The organism is Lawsonibacter sp., from assembly GCF_022777125.1.
GTDB classification, from domain to species: domain Bacteria; phylum Bacillota; class Clostridia; order Oscillospirales; family Oscillospiraceae; genus Lawsonibacter_A; species Lawsonibacter_A hominis.
In genome coordinates this window covers 1-15,529 of sequence record NZ_JALFGV010000142.1, presented here as the reverse complement: position 1 = coordinate 15,529, position 15,529 = coordinate 1, and the positions used below count along the sequence as shown (strand labels likewise).

14 protein-coding genes are annotated in these 15,529 nt (G+C 64.7%); 5 read left to right on the top strand and 9 right to left on the bottom strand.

Annotation, left to right across the window (positions count from 1 at the left end; all coding sequences use genetic code 11):
- Positions 1 to 36: 36 nt before the first annotated feature.
- Positions 37 to 609 (bottom strand): uracil-DNA glycosylase, encoded by a 573-nt coding sequence (locus tag MR825_RS11530; protein ID WP_186907953.1) that lies wholly within the window; start codon positions 607 to 609, stop codon positions 37 to 39.
- Between the two features lie 438 nt (positions 610 to 1,047).
- Here MR825_RS11530 and aspS point away from each other — a divergent pair, with 438 nt between their 5' ends.
- Genes aspS through gatB form a run of 4 tightly spaced genes read left to right on the top strand, consistent with a single transcriptional unit; the run spans position 1,048 to position 5,611 of the window.
- Positions 1,048 to 2,367, top strand: a complete 1,320-nt coding sequence (aspS, locus tag MR825_RS11525) for an aspartate--tRNA(Asn) ligase (RefSeq protein ID WP_186907954.1) — start codon at positions 1,048 to 1,050, stop codon at positions 2,365 to 2,367.
- A gap of 15 nt (positions 2,368 to 2,382) precedes the next feature.
- Positions 2,383 to 2,670 carry an Asp-tRNA(Asn)/Glu-tRNA(Gln) amidotransferase subunit GatC gene (gatC, locus tag MR825_RS11520; protein WP_186907955.1) on the top strand — a complete coding sequence of 96 codons (288 nt, stop codon included), beginning with the start codon at positions 2,383 to 2,385 and terminating at the stop codon, positions 2,668 to 2,670.
- A gap of 14 nt (positions 2,671 to 2,684) precedes the next feature.
- Positions 2,685 to 4,181: an Asp-tRNA(Asn)/Glu-tRNA(Gln) amidotransferase subunit GatA gene (gene gatA / locus MR825_RS11515; RefSeq protein ID WP_256176043.1), complete on the top strand. Its 1,497-nt coding sequence runs from the start codon at positions 2,685 to 2,687 to the stop codon at positions 4,179 to 4,181.
- The gene (gene gatB / locus MR825_RS11510) at positions 4,178 to 5,611 is read left to right on the top strand and encodes an Asp-tRNA(Asn)/Glu-tRNA(Gln) amidotransferase subunit GatB (RefSeq protein ID WP_186907957.1); all 1,434 of its coding nucleotides are present in this window, start codon (positions 4,178 to 4,180) and stop codon (positions 5,609 to 5,611) included. Before gatA ends, gatB begins: the two co-directional genes overlap by 4 nt.
- 49 nt (positions 5,612 to 5,660) lie before the next feature.
- Here the strand turns inward: gatB and MR825_RS11505 are convergent, their stop codons facing one another.
- The 7 genes from MR825_RS11505 to MR825_RS11475 all read right to left on the bottom strand — a co-directional run bounded on the left by MR825_RS11505 (position 5,661) and on the right by MR825_RS11475 (position 13,567).
- The gene (locus MR825_RS11505; protein ID WP_243204774.1) at positions 5,661 to 7,892 is read right to left on the bottom strand and encodes a PstS family phosphate ABC transporter substrate-binding protein; all 2,232 of its coding nucleotides are present in this window, start codon (positions 7,890 to 7,892) and stop codon (positions 5,661 to 5,663) included.
- A gap of 278 nt (positions 7,893 to 8,170) precedes the next feature.
- On the bottom strand, positions 8,171 to 8,728 hold the full coding sequence (locus MR825_RS11500; protein WP_186907959.1) for a prolyl-tRNA synthetase associated domain-containing protein: 558 nt from the start codon (positions 8,726 to 8,728) through the stop codon (positions 8,171 to 8,173).
- 13 nt (positions 8,729 to 8,741) lie between these two features.
- Positions 8,742 to 10,025: an O-acetylhomoserine aminocarboxypropyltransferase/cysteine synthase family protein gene (locus MR825_RS11495; protein WP_186907960.1), complete on the bottom strand. Its 1,284-nt coding sequence runs from the start codon at positions 10,023 to 10,025 to the stop codon at positions 8,742 to 8,744.
- Between the two features lie 57 nt (positions 10,026 to 10,082).
- Complete coding sequence (locus MR825_RS11490; RefSeq protein ID WP_186907961.1) at positions 10,083 to 11,003, bottom strand: GerMN domain-containing protein; 921 nt, start codon at positions 11,001 to 11,003, stop codon at positions 10,083 to 10,085.
- A complete protein-coding gene (locus MR825_RS11485; RefSeq protein ID WP_186907962.1) occupies positions 11,000 to 12,451 on the bottom strand; it encodes a sensor histidine kinase in 1,452 nt (483 codons plus the stop codon). Before MR825_RS11485 ends, MR825_RS11490 begins: the two co-directional genes overlap by 4 nt.
- A gap of 37 nt (positions 12,452 to 12,488) precedes the next feature.
- Entirely contained in the window at positions 12,489 to 13,169 is a 681-nt protein-coding gene (locus MR825_RS11480) for a response regulator transcription factor (RefSeq protein WP_186907963.1), read from the bottom strand.
- Between the two features lie 11 nt (positions 13,170 to 13,180).
- Positions 13,181 to 13,567 carry a ComEA family DNA-binding protein gene (locus MR825_RS11475; RefSeq protein WP_256176038.1) on the bottom strand — a complete coding sequence of 129 codons (387 nt, stop codon included), beginning with the start codon at positions 13,565 to 13,567 and terminating at the stop codon, positions 13,181 to 13,183.
- A 196-nt stretch (positions 13,568 to 13,763) separates the two neighbouring features.
- Between MR825_RS11475 and MR825_RS11470 the strand changes: the two genes are divergently transcribed.
- Positions 13,764 to 15,158, top strand: coding sequence for a D-alanyl-D-alanine carboxypeptidase family protein (locus MR825_RS11470; protein ID WP_186907965.1), 1,395 nt, complete (start codon positions 13,764 to 13,766; stop codon positions 15,156 to 15,158).
- 120 nt (positions 15,159 to 15,278) lie between these two features.
- Here MR825_RS11470 and MR825_RS11465 read toward each other — a convergent pair.
- The coding region (locus MR825_RS11465; protein ID WP_287880808.1) for a hypothetical protein at positions 15,279 to 15,529 on the bottom strand (251 nt) is incomplete at its 5' end.

Genomic DNA, 15,529 nt, shown 5'->3' with positions numbered 1-15,529 from the left:
CGCGCCGCAAAAGCGGCGCGCCACCTCCATCTACATCTACACCGGATAGGTATGGGTACAGATCTCCCGGATCTTGGCCTGGAGGGCCTTCAAGTCCTCAAAGCTTTCCGGGCGCTTGCGGGGGTCCCGCAGCAGGGCGGAGGGGTGGTAGAGCGCGGTCATCTGCACCCCCGCCTTTTCAAACCACTGCCCATGCTCCCGCGTGATCTTGAAATCCTCCCGGATCAGTTTGATGGCCGCGATACGCCCCAGGCAGACAATGATCTTGGGCTTGATCAGGGCCACCTGGTTGCGCAGGTAGCCGATGCAGGCCTCCTGCTCCAGATTCAAAGGATCCCGGTTCTCCGGCGGCCGGCACTTGACCATATTGCCGATGAAGACCCGCTCCCGGTTCAGATCGATCATGGCCAGCATGTCGTCCAGCAGCTTGCCCGCCCGGCCCACGAAGGGCCGGCCTGTCCGGTCCTCCTGCTCGCCGGGTCCTTCCCCGATGAGCATAACTTCCGCGTCCCGGGCCCCTTCGCCAAACACCACATGATGCCGCGTTTCCGCCAGCGGACATTTGCGGCAGCTCATACACGCCTCATACAGCGCGTCCCAATCCATCATATCCTTCGCCTCCGTGCTGATTCCCGCGGCCGGTTGCGCCGCTTTTTGACATTGTACCATAAGCTCCCGCGGGATGCAAAGTTTTGATTCTGTCAATATTCACAATTGATTTTTTTGCAGTGGGCGCATATACTACTTTCATCAAAGGCAATGACGAAGACCGTCCCCCGTGAGCGCCGCCAGAGAATCCGGGTCACCGACTGAGAGCCCGGTCCGGCAGGATGGGGAGGCGCAACGCTTCCAAGCCGGCACAGCGAGTCCTGTTGCAAGGAGGTAGCTGCGCACGTGGCCCGCGTTAAGGGAGTCTGAGTGGCCGTGTCAAGGGCGATGCGGCAAACCTACGGGTGGTACCGCGGAGTTTTTCCGTCCCGAAGCTGCAATGCAGCTTCGGGACGTTTTATTTTCATTTTTGATTCAAACAGGAAAGGTGTGAACAGCATGGAATTCATGGCAGGAACCAGACGCAGTGAAACCACGATCGCAGAACGGATAGGGGTCGGCCGGAATAACCAGGCCGTCACCCTCAACGGTATGGTCCACTCCCTGCGGAGCATGGGCGCGCTGACCTTCCTCACCCTGCGCACCCGCCAGGGCGTGGTGCAGTGCGTCTGTCCCCGGGAGGCGGGCCTGGACGGCGTCACCGACGAGTGCGCCGTGCGGGTCTCCGGCACCGTCCGGGAAGAGCCCCGGGCGCCTGGCGGGTTCGAGCTGTCCGGCGCGCAGGTGGAAGTGCTCTCCCGCCCGGCGGCCCCCCTGCCGGTGCCCATCTCCAAGCGCAGGCTGGCGCTGAACCTGGACACCGAGCTGGGCCTGCGCCCGGTGGTGCTGCGCTCTTTGCGGGCGCGCTCCGTCTTCCGGATCCAGGACGCCGTCGGCCGCGCCTTCCGGGAATACATGCACCGGGAGGGCTTTACCGAGATCCACACCCCAAAGATCGTCCACGCCGGGGCGGAGGGCGGTTCCAACATCTTCCGGCTGGACTATTTCGGCAAAAAGGCCTTCCTGGCCCAGTCCCCCCAGTTCTACAAGCAGACCATGGTGGGCGCGTTCGAGCGGGTGTTCGAGGTGGCCCCCGTCTTCCGGGCGGAGAAGCACGCCACCCCCCGGCACCTGAACGAGTACACCTCCCTGGACTTCGAAATGGGCTTTATCGACGGCTTTACCGACGTAATGGAGATGGAGACCGGGTTTTTGCAGCATATGGTCCGCCTGCTCGCGGCGGAGTACGCCGAGGATCTGGCCCGGCTGGGGGCGGAGCTGCCCCTGGTGGAGCGCATTCCCGCCGTCCGCTTCGACGAGGCCAAGCGTCTGGCCGCCGAGGCCTACGGCTACCGGATCCGCGACCCCTACGATCTGGAGCCGGAGGAGGAGCTCCACATCAGCCAATACGCCAAGGAGCAGTGGGGCTCCGACTTCGTGTTCGTCACGCACTATCCCAGCAAAAAGCGTCCCTTCTACGCCATGGACGATCCCGCCGACCCCCGGTACACCCTCTCCTTCGACCTTCTGTTCCGTGGGATGGAGGTCACCACCGGCGGCCAGCGCATCCACGACTACGACCAGCAGGTCCGAAAAATGCTGGACCGGGGCATGCATCCCGAGGAGTTTGCCAGCTACCTGATGATCCACAGGCACGGCATGCCCCCCCACGGCGGGTTGGGCATCGGCCTGGAGCGGCTGACCATGAAGCTGTGCGGCCTGGACAACGTGAGAAGGGCCTGTCTGTTCCCCCGGGATCTGAACCGGCTGGAACCGTAAAGGAGGAGGTACGATATGAAAATTACCGAGGAAATGGTGGATTATGTCTCCGTCCTCTCCCGGCTCAAGCTTCCGGCGGAGGAAAAGGCCCGGATGACCGGAGAGCTGGAGCGCATCCTGGACTACATGGACGTGCTGAACGCCCTGGATACCGCGGAGGTGGAGCCCATGAGCCATGTGTTCCCGCTGAAAAACGTCCTGCGGCCGGACACCGTGGAGCCGTCCTTTGCCCGACCCACTCTGCTCCAGAACGCCCCTGTCCCCGATGAAGAGGCGTTTCTGGTGCCCAAGACCGTGGAATAAGGGGGGCAGGCAATATGGATTACCGTACGCTGACCGCCCTGGAGCTGGGCGCACTGCTGCGGGAGGGGAGCCTCTCCGCCGCCGGGGCGGCAAAGGCCGGTCTGGACCGTCTGGCGCAGGCGCAAGGCCGCTCCAACGCCTTTATCACCGTCACCAAGGAGGACGCCATGCTCCGCGCCGACCAGGTGCAGCGCCTGCTGGACGCCCGCCGCGCCCCATCGCCGCTGGCGGGGGTGCCCATGGCCTTTAAGGACAACATCTGCACCCGCGGGGTGAAGACCTCCTGCGCCTCCAAGATTCTGGGCGGCTTTACGCCCCCCTACGACGCCACTGTGGCAGAGCGTCTGGACGCGGCGGGCTGCATTTCCCTGGGCAAGCTGAACATGGACGAGTTCGCCATGGGTTCCACCACTGAGACCTCCTTCTACGGTCCGGTCCAAAACCCCTGGGACCCCTCCCGGGTACCCGGCGGTTCTTCCGGCGGGGCGGCCGCCGCCGTGGCCGAGGGCAGCGTGTGGTACGCCATCGGCTCGGATACCGGCGGAAGCATCCGCCAGCCCGCCGCCTACTGCGGCGTCACCGGCATGAAGCCCACCTACGGCACCGTCTCCCGCTACGGCCTGATCGCCTATGCCTCCTCTCTGGACCAGATGGGTCCCATCGCCCGCTCCGCCGCCGACTGCGCGGCGGTACTGGACGTCATCCAGGGCCGCGACCCGCGGGACGGTACCAGTCTGGACGCCCCGGCGGGCGGCCTGCTCTCCGGTCTCACCGGAGACGTGCGGGGCAAGCGGATCGGCCTGCCCGCCGACTGCTTCGGGGACGGCCTGGACGGGGAGGTCCGCGCCGCCGTGCTCGCCGCGGCCGACGTTCTGAAACAGCGCGGCGCCGTCGTGGAGGAGTTCTCCCTTCCCGTCATGCAGTACGTGGTGCCCACCTACTATATCATTGCCGCCGCCGAGGCCAGCTCCAACCTGTCCCGGTTCGACGGGGTGAAATACGGCTGGCGCGCCCAGGGCTACGAGGACCTGACCGATCTGTACAGCAAGACCCGCACCGAGGGCTTCGGCGCGGAGGTCAAGCGGCGGATCCTGCTGGGCACCTTCGTGCTCTCCACCGGCTACTACGACGCCTACTACAAAAAGGCCCTTCAGGTCAAAGCGCTGATCAAGCGCGCCTTCGACGAGGCCTTCCGGCGCTACGACCTGCTGCTCACCCCGGTCGCCCCCACGACCGCGCCCAAGCTGGGCGAGAGCCTGAACGACCCGCTGCAGATGTACCTGAGCGACATCTATACCGTCTCGGTGAACCTGGCGGGCCTGCCGGGTATTTCGGTACCCTGCGGCTTCGCATCCGACGGCATGCCCATCGGCGCTCAGCTCATCGGTCCCGCCCTGGGGGACGCCGCGGTGCTGGACGCCGCCCATGCCTTCCAGCTGGAGACCGATCACCACAAGCGCACGCCGCCCCTGCCCGGCCAGGCGGCGCAGAAGGGAGGCGATGCGCAGTGACCTGGGAAACCGTGATCGGCCTGGAGACCCATGTGGAACTGGCCACCGCCACGAAGATCTTCTGCGGCTGCACCACTGAATTCGGCGGCGATCCCAACACCCACTGCTGCCCGGTGTGCACCGGCATGCCCGGCACGCTGCCCGTGCTGAACGAGGCGGTGCTGGAATTCGCCGTCAAGGCCGGACTGGCCCTGAACTGCGCCGTCACCCGCTGCTGCAGGTTCGACCGGAAAAACTACTTCTACCCCGACCTGCCAAAGGCCTATCAAATCTCCCAGCTCTACCTGCCCATCTGCCATGACGGCGCTGTCGACATCCGCACCGCCGCCGGCGCCAAGACCATCCGCATCCACGAGCTGCATATGGAGGAGGATGCGGGCAAGCTGGTCCACGATCCCTGGATCGACCAGACCCGCGCCGACTACAACCGCTGCGGGGTCCCTTTGATCGAGATCGTCACCGAACCGGACTTCCGCAGCGCCGACGAAGTCGTGGCCTATCTGGAAAAGCTGCGCTCCACGCTCCAGTATCTGGGCGTATCCGACTGCAAAATGCAGGAGGGTTCCCTGCGCTGCGACGTGAACCTGTCGGTGCGGCCCGCAGGCGCACCCGCGCTCGGCACCCGCACCGAGATGAAAAACCTCAACTCCTTCAAGGCCATCGCCCGCTCCATCCAGTACGAGGCCCGGCGGCAGATCGAGCGTTTGGAGGACGGCAAGCGCGTGGTCCAGGAGACCCGCCGCTGGGATGAGAACAAGGACGCCACCTTTGCCATGCGTTCGAAGGAGAACGCCCAGGATTACCGCTACTTCCCCGAGCCGGACATCCCCCCTCTGGAGCTCAGCGAGGCCTACCTTGACCGCCTGAAGGCCCAGCAGCCCGAGATGGCGGAAGCCAGGATGGCCCGTTATCAGGCCGACTACGGTCTGCCTGCCTACGATACCCAGATGATCACCGCCCAGAAGGCCCTGGCCGACTTCTTTGAGCGCGCCGTGGCTCTGGGCGCCCCCGCCAAGCAGGTCTCCAACTGGATCATGGGCGAGGTCATGGGACAGCTCTCCGCCCGGGGGCTGGAGGCCCGGGACATGGTCTTCTCCCCCGCCGCTCTGGCCCGGCTCATCGCCCTGGTGCAGGAGGGCAAGCTCAACCGCAACACGGCCGTGAAGGTCTTCGAGGCGGTGTTTGAGCACGACGAAGACGTGGACGCATACGTGCAGAAACACGGCCTGGAGCAGGTATCCGACGCGGGTCTGGTGGGATGCGTGGCGGAGGAAGTCTTTGCCGCCAACCCAAAGAGCATCGAGGACTACAAGGCCGGCAAGGAAAAAGCCTTCGGCTTCCTGGTGGGACAGGTCATGCGGCAGTTAAAGGGGCAGGCTGATCCGGCGGTAGTCCGCCGTGTGCTTCGGATGAAGCTGGAACAGAACTAGAGACGAAGCGAGGCGCAGGCATTTTGCCTGCGCCTCGCTTTTGTTGCGTTTACGGTTTCCAGGAGCCTAAACTCTGGCCATCGCGGGCCAGCAGCTCCAGTCCCTCCAGCTCGACTTGCCCCTCCAGCAGGAAGTGAAAGGTCCGGCCGGGATAGACTGTCTGGGTCAGGACCTGCCCGCCGTCATAGCTCAGGCGGACCGTGAGGTCGCCCCGGAGCTCCCGCCCCACGGACCCAAAGACCACCGTGCAGCCGGGAGGGCCCAACACGGCGGCGGCGACTCCCTCTCCCGCCGGAGCAGGGCACTGGTTGGCGACCAGCTCGTGCCAGCGGCCGTCCGCCACGCTGCGAACCAGGCCGCTGGCGCGGAGGACGGCGCTCCCCCTGTCCCAAGCGAGGACCACATAGCTGGAACCGGCGGGGAATATTTCATCCGGGCTCCAATCAGGGAAGTCCCGCTCGAAGTCCGCCTTGGGGCCGCCGGAGAGGGGGCCGAATCCCGCGTTAGCTACGCGGCTCTGGCCCGCCTCGCCGAGCATAAAGGCCGCCAGCCGCCGGGCGGGGGAGTCCTCCGGCTCGTCGGAGCGGAGCACCACATAGTTGTAGCCCGCCAGGGGGTAGCTGCCGTCGGCGATCGTGGAGTCGCTGGGCATCACCCCGTCCACAGACAGCAGCTTGAGCTCCCCTCCCCCCGCATCGTCCAGAAGCCAGGAGCTGTTCACGTAATAATAAAAGACGCTGTAGCCGATGGCGTATGCGGCAGGATCGGTACGCAGGGCCTGGGCCACGTCTGTGAGGGCGGAGGACATGGCGTAAGAGGTGAGGACGTTATGCACGTTCGGGCTGAGGGAGAGCTTGCCTCCCTCCAGGAAGTACTGTTCCATCAGGGCGTGGGAGCCGCTGTCCGCGTTGCGGCGGTAGGGCAGCAGCTGGGCGTTCGGCCCGCCTACCTGATTCCAGTTCGTATATTTCCCATAGACATATAAATCCTGTATTTGCCGCTGGGTCAGCCCAAGGACAGGGTTCTCCGCATTGGTAAAGAACACCATGGCATCGTAAGCAATGGGAATGCACTCCAACTGTACCCCTGCCTCCGCCGCTTGGGCCTTGAGCGCTTCCGAGGGGAGGGTGGCCGCGAAGAGAACGTCCGCCGCGCCGTCAATCAACCGTTGGTAAGACTCATGGCTTTTGGAATGGCTCTCCGGGTACTGTGGGTGGTTTTCGAAGTTGGAGAAAAAAGCTCCATACACCGCCTTGGTGTATGGGTAGGTGGAGGTGGAGCCGTCGATGACGGGCATGGCCCGGTCAAATCCCCATTCGATGGCCTCCGGAAGCGGATACCAGGGCAGACGCCGCAGGGCGCTGTAGAGGAATTCGATGATCTCACCCCGGGTAGCGCCCCTGCCCGGCTCGGCCAGGCGCTCCTGGAGCGGGAACCCCTCGCTGTCCCGCCCGCCGGTGTCCCGGAAGGTAACGATGCCCAGATCCCCCCTGTCAAATGCCAGGTAGGCCTCCCGTGCCCAGTCCGGAAGGTCCTCCCCATCGGCCAGCACCAGCTTCTCGTCTCCCTGCGGCGCCTCCAGCCAGCCAACGGCACGCATGGCCCGGTAAAGCATGACGGTAAATTCCCCGCGGGTCACCGGGCGCTCCGGGTGGAACAACGCGTCCGGCGCAGCCAGCCCGCAGGCCCGGGCGGCGGCAGCCACCGGAACGTACCACGCGCCGGGCGCTACGTCATCGTAGCCGGTGCTTTTCCCGTTGGCGTCGTACCACTCCGCCCAGATTTCCCCCTCCTCCGGGATCCCCAGCAGGCGGACGATCAGCGCAAACGCTTCCGCCCGGGTAATCACCGCGCCGGCGTTCAGGTTCCCCGAACCGTCGCCCCGGAGGACGCCGCGGAGATTCAGCTCATCGGTGCCAATCGGAGCGTCGTAGTATTCCACACCTTCCCATACCGTGATATGGTCGGCAAACCGCACAGGCTCGCCCAGACCGGCTTCCAGCGTCCGGCCCGCCTGGGCGGCCGGGACGGTGGCAAAGAGATATCCCCGGTAATAATTGCTGCACAGGGCTACCGGCTCCCCGGTGTCGGCATAGCGCACACACAGCTTCCGGGTCTGCGCCCAGGGCAGCTGTTCCCCCTCCGGGCAGGGCACGCGGATGGTCACATAATCCCCATCCCCCTCGCTCCGCGTCCAAAGGGCTTGCTCCGGCTCTGCCGCCCGGGCCGCCGCTGCGCATACCAGGACCAGGCACAATACCGCCGCCAACAGCCGTTTCATTCCGCATCGCTCCTTTCCGTCTTGTCCTGCTCTCAGCATAGCCGTCCCGCTCTTCCGGTGCAAGTTACAATGCGGTAACAAGAACCGAGCGCGATCTGCTCCCGCCGGCCGCGTCACGCTTCCTTACAACCTTTTTACAGGATCGGTGCGATTTGCAGAGTGACAGCAGGCTGTCACTCTCAGGCTGTCGAGAAACCCGGTTTATGCGTCAAGTATAAGCCGGGTTCCTCGACAGTCTGACGGCCCCGGAAGCATTGCTTCCGGGGCCGTTTTCTTGTTCAGCACTCCTCCGGCCAGGGCAGGTCCACAAAGGTGGGCGCATGTCCCACGGCGGGGAGGAAACGCTCCAGCAGGTCCTGCCGCTGCACCTTCAGGGTAGAAGTGGAGAAACAGGGGTGGCCGCTGATGTATGCGTCGTGCAGCAGCTCCCGGTCGATCAGCAAACGGACTCTCTGCTCCGGGTCATAGATCAGCCCGAACACGCTGGCAGAGCCGGGGACGGCCCCTAAAAGGGCCTGCATCTGCTCCCCGGTGGCGAAAGAGAGGCGGGAACAGCCCAGCTGCTTGGTCAAATCGCGGGTCTTAAACGGCTTGCGCCCCGGCATCATCAGCAGATAGAAATCGGTCTGCTGGCGGTTGGTAAGCAGCAGGTTCTTGCAGATCGACACGTCCAGCACCGCTTCCACCGCCTCGCAGGCTTCCATGGTATCGGCATGGTCGTGGTCACAGCGCAGATAGGAGATGCCCAGGGCATCCAATTTGGCGTATACCGCCATCTCCCGGCTGTCCCGTGCCTCGGCAGGCGCGCCGGAATAGACCGTAGGGTCCACGTACATCCCTTCCGCCTCCCTATACCCCCGCCAGGGCCTGTTCCACGTCATCCAAAATATCCCGTACATCTTCGATGCCGACGCTCAGGCGCACCAGGTCGGGGGATACCCCGGCCGCCGCCAGCTCCGCGTCGGTCATCTGCCGGTGGGTAGTGGACGCCGGATGGAGCACGCAGGTCTTCGCATCGGCCACATGGGTGGCGATGGAGGCCAGCTTCAGAGCGGCCATGAAACGCGAGGCCGCGGAACGTCCGCCCTCCACCCCGAAGGAAACCACGCCGCAGGTCCCGTGGGGCATATATTTCTGGGCCAGCGCATAATAGCGGTCCCCCGGCAGGCCGGGATAGCTGACCCAGGCCACCTTGGGATGGTGCTTCAAACACTCGGCCACAGCCAGAGCGTTTTCACAGTGCTTTGCCATGCGCAGGGGCAGCGTCTCCAGCCCGATGTTCAGGTAGTAGCAGTTCTGGGGCGACGGGATCGCGCCCAGATCCCGCATGAGCTGGACGGTGGCCTTTGTGATGTAAGCCCCGGCTAGGCCGAAGCGCTGGGTATACGTGATCCCGTGGTAGCTTTCGTCCGGGGTGCACAGGCCGGGGAACCGGTCGGGGTATTTCGTCCAGTCGAAGGCCCCGCTGTCCACGATGGCGCCGCCCACGGCATTGGCGTGTCCGTCCATGTACTTGGTGGTAGAGTGGGTGACGATGTCCGCGCCCCATGCAAAGGGACGGCAGTTCACTGGTGTGGCAAAGGTGTTGTCCACAATGAGGGGCACCCCGTGGGCGTGGGCGGCTTTGGCAAACTTTTCGATGTCCAGCACCGTCAGGGCAGGATTGGCGATAGTCTCCCCGAAGACGGCGCGGGTCTCCGGCCGGAAGGCGGCGTTCAGCTCCTCCTCGGTGCAGTCCGGGTCCACAAAGGTGAAATCGATCCCCATGCGCTTCATGGTGACGGCGAACAGATTATAGGTCCCGCCGTAAATCGAAGCGGAACAGACCACGTGCTCTCCACAGGAGACGATGTTGAATACGGCATAAAAGGAGGCCGCCTGACCGGACGCGGTGAGCATGGCCGCCGTGCCGCCCTCCAGCGCGCAGATCTTGGCGGCCACATGGTCGTTGGTCGGGTTCTGAAGGCGGGTGTAGAAATACCCGTTCGCCTCCAGGTCGAACAGGGCGCCCATCTGCTCTCCGGTGGCGTACCGGAAGGTGGTGGACTGGATGATGGGGATGTTGCGGGGCTCCCCATTGCCGGGGGTATATCCGGCGTGGATGCAGGCTGTGCGGATGCGCGGATCGCTCATGGTCAGGTCTTCCTTTCGTGTTTGCTTTCCCTATCCTACACGTCCGGCCCGGGCTTGTCAATCCCGTTCCAGACTGGTATCCGGTACGATGGGCTGCTCCAGCGGCACGCCGCCCAGCGCGTCCAGCGCTTCCCCCTCCGCCAGCAGGCGCACCGCGTCGATCTGCTCCAGTCCTCCCAGCGTGTTGACCAGCGCGTAGACCATCCGGCGGACCGCCTCCGGGTCGGCGGGCGCGTTCGCTGCAAAGCCTGCGGACAGGTTCACGGTGCATACTCCGTCGGTCACCGTCAGCTCATGCACCTGCGCCCCTTCGGGCAGGCAGGCCTCCAGCGCCTCCGACGACGGCCCCTCCAGCCACGCGGAAAGCACCGCCTGGGGCAGGGTGGCATCCTCCGTCTTGCGCACCTGACGGGACTCCGTCCCCAGTCCGCTCCCGTCCGCCTTGGGGTACCAAAGCTCCGCCTGGATATAGACCGGCTCCTCCTCCGCCCCGGACAGGAGCACGTCCTCCCCGCGGAGCAGCTGGCTCTGGCGGTAGGGGATCTCATGGCCTTCCACGGTTACATATACCGCCTCCACCCCCTCCAGCTGGCAGAACGTCAGGGCGATGCAGCAGTCGGCCAGGGTCAGGTTCACGCCCGACAGGCCGTTATACTGCTCCGACAGATCCAGATGCAGGCGTCCCTCTTCCAGCGTCCAGTCCAGCAGGCGCACCCCCGCCGGAAACGGCGAGGACAAGCCGGCCTGCTCCGGCTGGGACAGCAGGGCCTGCAGCAGCGCGGGCACCGGCGGCGCATCCTCCGGCAGCGTATAGGCGGCGCTGTCCACTGCTGCCGGTGCGTCCTCATCCCCCATGGCGGAGTAATACACCTGGTACGTCCCTTCGGGTGCGGGGGATTCGCCGGAAGAAGCCGGAGCGCACCCCGGCAGCGCCAGCAGCAGCGCGCCTGCCAGCGCCAAAAGCCTTCTTTGGTTCACGGCTGCTCCCCTCCCTTCTCCCGGCAGCGGGGAAAGGTCACCGCAAAGCAGGTGCCTGCCGGCTCCCTCCGGCGCACGGTAACCGTCCCCCGGTGCTGGCGGGCGGTATCCCGAACGATGGACAGGCCCAGCCCGGTCCCGCCCGCGGCCCGGGAGCGGGCCTTGTCCACCCGGTAAAAGCGATCGAAGATCTTGGGCAGGTCCTCCTCCGGGATGCCCACGCCGGTATCCTCCACGCACAGGACGACGGCGTCCCCCTGCCCCTGCAGGGTCACGCGGACCATTCCGCCCGGCAGGTTATACTTGACGGCGTTCTCCATCAGGTTGAAGGCGATCTGGTACAGATCGTCCTGCGTCGCCCACACCCATGCCCCCTCCTCCAGGTCGCAGACCAGGGAGACCTCCACCGCCCGGGCCAGGGGAGCGAGCATGTGCTCCACCTTTTCCACCACCCGTTTTACGTCCACCGCCGTCCGCTCCACCGGCGGCGCGGTATCCAGACGGGTGAGGGTAAGCAGCTTTTCCGTGATGCGGGTGAGGCGCTCGGCCTCCTCCCCGATGTCCCCCAAAAACTCCCGTGCGGTCGCGTCATCCATGTGCTCGGCCTGAAGGATGGAGTCGGTGAGCAGGCGGATGGAGGCCAGGGGCGTCTTCAGCTCGTGGGAGGCGTCGGAGACGAAGCGGCGGCGGACCTCCTCGGTGGTCTGGAGACGGCCGGTGAGCTCGTTGAACTCCTCGGCCAGCTGGGTCATCTCATCCCCGCCCTTCAAGTCTACCCGATGGCTGTACTCGCCCTGGCGCACGATGCGGATGGCCCGCAGCAGAGCGGCGATCCGCCGGGTGAGGGCCTTGGAGAAAAACACGCTCATGATCAGGGTCACCACGCAGATGACCGCCGACATGGAGCGCAGATTGCTCTGGATCCCCAGCAGCAGCGCCCCCTGCTCGGTATCGTATTCGTAGAAATAGACCGCCCCCAGCGTCATGGAGCGGTAAGTGACGGGGACCGCCGCCCGGCTGCGGAAGGCGCCCTCCCGGTACTCCGAGCGGAACACGTCGTTGCCCTGCAGCGCCGCGGCCACCTCCCAGAACAGGGCATACCGGCCCAGGGTGTCCTCCTGATAGGCCCCCTCATACCAGTCGCAGAGCACCTCGCCCGCCGGGTCGGTAACCACGACCCGGGTCGTGCCCGGTACCCCAAGGCGGTCGATGGTACCTTTGACGGTCTCCCGGGTCAGCTCCTCCGGTCCCATCGACAGCGCCGAGGCCAGCACCGCGGCCTGGTTCTGCAGGGAAGCCTGCTTGGACTGGTACACCAGGTCCTGCGAGACCAGGACCGGATAGGTGTTGAGCAGGATGAGCACCGCCGCGATGATCACCACATAGGTCAGGGCGAACTTGGTCTGCAGCGAGCGCCAGAAGGGCACCCTTTTCGATTGTTCGGCCATGGACGCTCACCTCCCGCCGGGCTGCAGCCCGGCGTGTTCATCCGTTTTTCAGGTAATACCCCACGCCCCACTTGGTGAGGATATACCGGGGATTGGCCGGGTCCAGCTCCAGCTTCTCCCGCAGGCGGCGCACATGTACGTCCACCGTGCGGTAATCCCCAGCATACTCATACCCCCAGACCACATTGAGCAGATTTTCCCGGGAGTACACCCGCCCCGGATTGCGCATGAGCAGCTCCATCAGGTCGAACTCCTTGGCGGTCAGATCCACGCTCTGCCCTTCTTTCCAGGCCGCCCGGGCATCGGCGTCCAGCGTGATGTGGCCGATGGTCAGCCGCCCCGCCTCCTTCTGGTGGGACATGCCCGCCCGGCGCAGCAGGGCCCGCACCCGGGCCTTCAGCTCCAGGATGTTGAAGGGCTTGGTGATATAATCGTCCGCCCCGCACTCGAAGCCGATGATCTTGTCCGCATCCTCGCTGCGGGCCGTCAACATGATCACCGGCACGTTGGAGAACTCCCGAATGCGCATACAGGCCTGCAGCCCGTCGATCTTGGGCATCATCAGGTCCAGGATGATCAGGTCGAACGCCCCGCTGCGGGCCAGCTCCACCGCCTGTTCCCCGTCGTAGCCCACCTCCACCTGATAGCCCTCGCTCTCCAGGTTGAACTTGATCCCCTTGACCAGCACCCGCTCGTCATCCACAACCAATATCTTCATGCCGTCCTCCTCTATGAAACGGTGATGTAGTCGATCAGTCCTTCCAGGATCCCTTCCCCGATGCCGCTGACCCTGGTCAGGTCCTCCGGGATCCGGAAGGGTCCATTTTGGGTGCGGTACGCGATAATATCCCGGGCCCGTTTCTCCCCGATCCCAGGCAGGGCGGTCAGCTCCTCCAGCTGTGCCGTGTTGATATTGATCTTCTCCCCCACCTCCGGCGCCTCCGGGCTGGACGCCGGCAAGGCGGGGACCAGGGGCGTTTCCTGCGCCAAAACACGCTGGGTCTCCACCCGCACCGGCTGCGCCGCGCTGCGTCCCCGCAAAAACCACCCCGCCGCAAAGGCCAGAAAGACCGCGCACAGGAGAATGGTAATCCATTCCAGACGGGAAATCTTCATAAATTGTAAAGCCTCCCCCGTTGCGTCCACCGCTGCCGTTTGCTATAATATTGCCGGTGAACGAAATCGCGCGCTACAGGTTTCGAGGTGATTCGCTCCGGTCCTTCGCCGCGGATCGAGGCGGGGCTTGGACCGCCGGCATGCGCGGATCGTCGCCGCTTTGCGGCTATTATATCATACATAACGGGAGTTTCCTATGAAAAAATTACGTGTGTTTTCCATCCTGCTTACCCTGACCCTCCTGACCGGCCTGCTCTCCCCCTATGCCGCCGCCTCCGGCAGCGGCAGCGCCATTCTGGACGGGATGCAGGTGCAGGCCAAGGCCGCGATTCTGGTGGACGCCGACTACGACGAGGTGCTCTACGAGCAGAACGCCCATGAAAAGATGTATCCCGCCAGCATCACCAAGGTCATGACCTGTCTGCTCACCCTGGAGGCGGTGGACCGGGGCGAGCTGACCCTGGAGCAGGTGGTCACCGCCAGTTCCGCCCTTCACACCGGCATCGGAGAGGGGGCCTCCACCGCCGATATTAAAGAGGGCGAACAGCTGCGGATCATTGATCTGCTCTACGCCGCCCTGATCCCCTCGGGCAATGAGGCCTGCAATGTTCTGGCGGAGGCTGTTTCCGGCAGCGTGACGGAGTTCGTGGCCCGGATGAACGCCCGCGCGGCGGAGCTGGGTATGACGGGCACCCACTTTTCCAACACCCACGGCTATCATGACGACGACCACTACACCACCGCCTACGACATCTACCGGATGTGCCGCCAGGCAATGGAATTCGAAACTTTCCGCACCATCGTATCTGCCAAAAACTATACCATGCCCGCCACCAACTTCCACCCGGAGGAGCGTATCGTCCGTTCCACCAACGCCCTGATCTCCAACTTCCGGGTCGCGGGTTACATCTACGAATACGCCACCGGCATCAAGACCGGCCATACGCCGGAAGCCGGCTACTGCCTGGCCGCCTCCGCCACCAAGGATGGGCACACCCTCCTCTCCGTCGTGATGGGCTGCGAGCGGGAGCCAGGCACCACCGGCAGCGAAGGCTTTCTCTACTTTGACGAGACAACCCGCCTATTGGAGTGGGGCTTTCGCAACTTCTCCCGCCGCACCATTCTGGACGATACCGCCCTGGATATCGCAGAGGTGGAGGTAACGCTTTCCGAGCAGGCCAACTATGTGGCCGTGCGCCCCGAAGGCTCCATTGTCGCCTGTCTGCCCAACGACCTGGATGCGGAGGATTTCACCCGCTCCTGGACGCTGGACGCGGAAAGCGTCGAGGCTCCCGTGGAGGAGGGCCAGGTGCTGGGCTCCATCACCGTGTCCCTGAACGGGAAGGAATACGGCTCTCTCCCGCTGGTGGCCCTGAACAGCGTGTCCCGTTCCGAGCTTTTGTACCGTCTGGACCGTATTCAGAAGTTTTTTGACCAGCTTTGGGTCAAGCTGGTCCTCCTGGCCGTCCTCGTTCTGATCGTGGTGCTGGTGCTGCGGCGCCTGTTTACCCGGGGCGGCCGGGGCGGCGGCAGGCGGGGCGGGTACGCTTACAGCGGCGCCTCCCGTTACAGCGGACGCCGCCGCCGGTAGCGCCGCATATTCCGCGGACATGCCATCGCAGCCGCCTGCGCGCGGGACGGAATGCGCCGTCCCGCGCGCTTTTTTCTCGACACGCGGGATTTGTCGGGATAAACCTCCTGCATGAGGTCTTTACAGCAAACCGTTCAACGCGGCAGCGGAGCTGGCCGTGCGCCCCTGCGTGGGCGCCGGCGCAGGAGGCCGCCCCGGAAAGCAGATCAGGCGTACAGCCAGCGGAATATTTAAGGCATCGCCGCACAATTCCCCACGCACGTCTTGGCGGCCAATCTGCCCCACAAATGCGTTGCAAAACCTTGCAATACAAAAAGTATTCCTGCGGTTTTGCGCCTTTTTGCGGCACAAATTTTCGCGCCGATCCGCAC

What these genes read in the sequence shown, in the direction of transcription:
- MR825_RS11530 (WP_186907953.1), bottom strand. Translation starts at nt 609, where the DNA reads ATGATGGATTGGGACGCGCTGTATGAGGCGTGTATGAGCTGCCGCAAA.
- aspS (WP_186907954.1), top strand. Translation starts at nt 1,048, where the DNA reads ATGGAATTCATGGCAGGAACCAGACGCAGTGAAACCACGATCGCAGAA.
- gatC (WP_186907955.1), top strand. Translation starts at nt 2,383, where the DNA reads ATGAAAATTACCGAGGAAATGGTGGATTATGTCTCCGTCCTCTCCCGG.
- gatA (WP_256176043.1), top strand. Translation starts at nt 2,685, where the DNA reads ATGGATTACCGTACGCTGACCGCCCTGGAGCTGGGCGCACTGCTGCGG.
- MR825_RS11505 (WP_243204774.1), bottom strand. Translation starts at nt 7,892, where the DNA reads ATGAAACGGCTGTTGGCGGCGGTATTGTGCCTGGTCCTGGTATGCGCA.
- MR825_RS11500 (WP_186907959.1), bottom strand. Translation starts at nt 8,728, where the DNA reads ATGTACGTGGACCCTACGGTCTATTCCGGCGCGCCTGCCGAGGCACGG.
- MR825_RS11495 (WP_186907960.1), bottom strand. Translation starts at nt 10,025, where the DNA reads ATGAGCGATCCGCGCATCCGCACAGCCTGCATCCACGCCGGATATACC.
- MR825_RS11485 (WP_186907962.1), bottom strand. Translation starts at nt 12,451, where the DNA reads ATGGCCGAACAATCGAAAAGGGTGCCCTTCTGGCGCTCGCTGCAGACC.
- MR825_RS11480 (WP_186907963.1), bottom strand. Translation starts at nt 13,169, where the DNA reads ATGAAGATATTGGTTGTGGATGACGAGCGGGTGCTGGTCAAGGGGATC.
- MR825_RS11475 (WP_256176038.1), bottom strand. Translation starts at nt 13,567, where the DNA reads ATGAAGATTTCCCGTCTGGAATGGATTACCATTCTCCTGTGCGCGGTC.
- MR825_RS11470 (WP_186907965.1), top strand. Translation starts at nt 13,764, where the DNA reads ATGAAAAAATTACGTGTGTTTTCCATCCTGCTTACCCTGACCCTCCTG.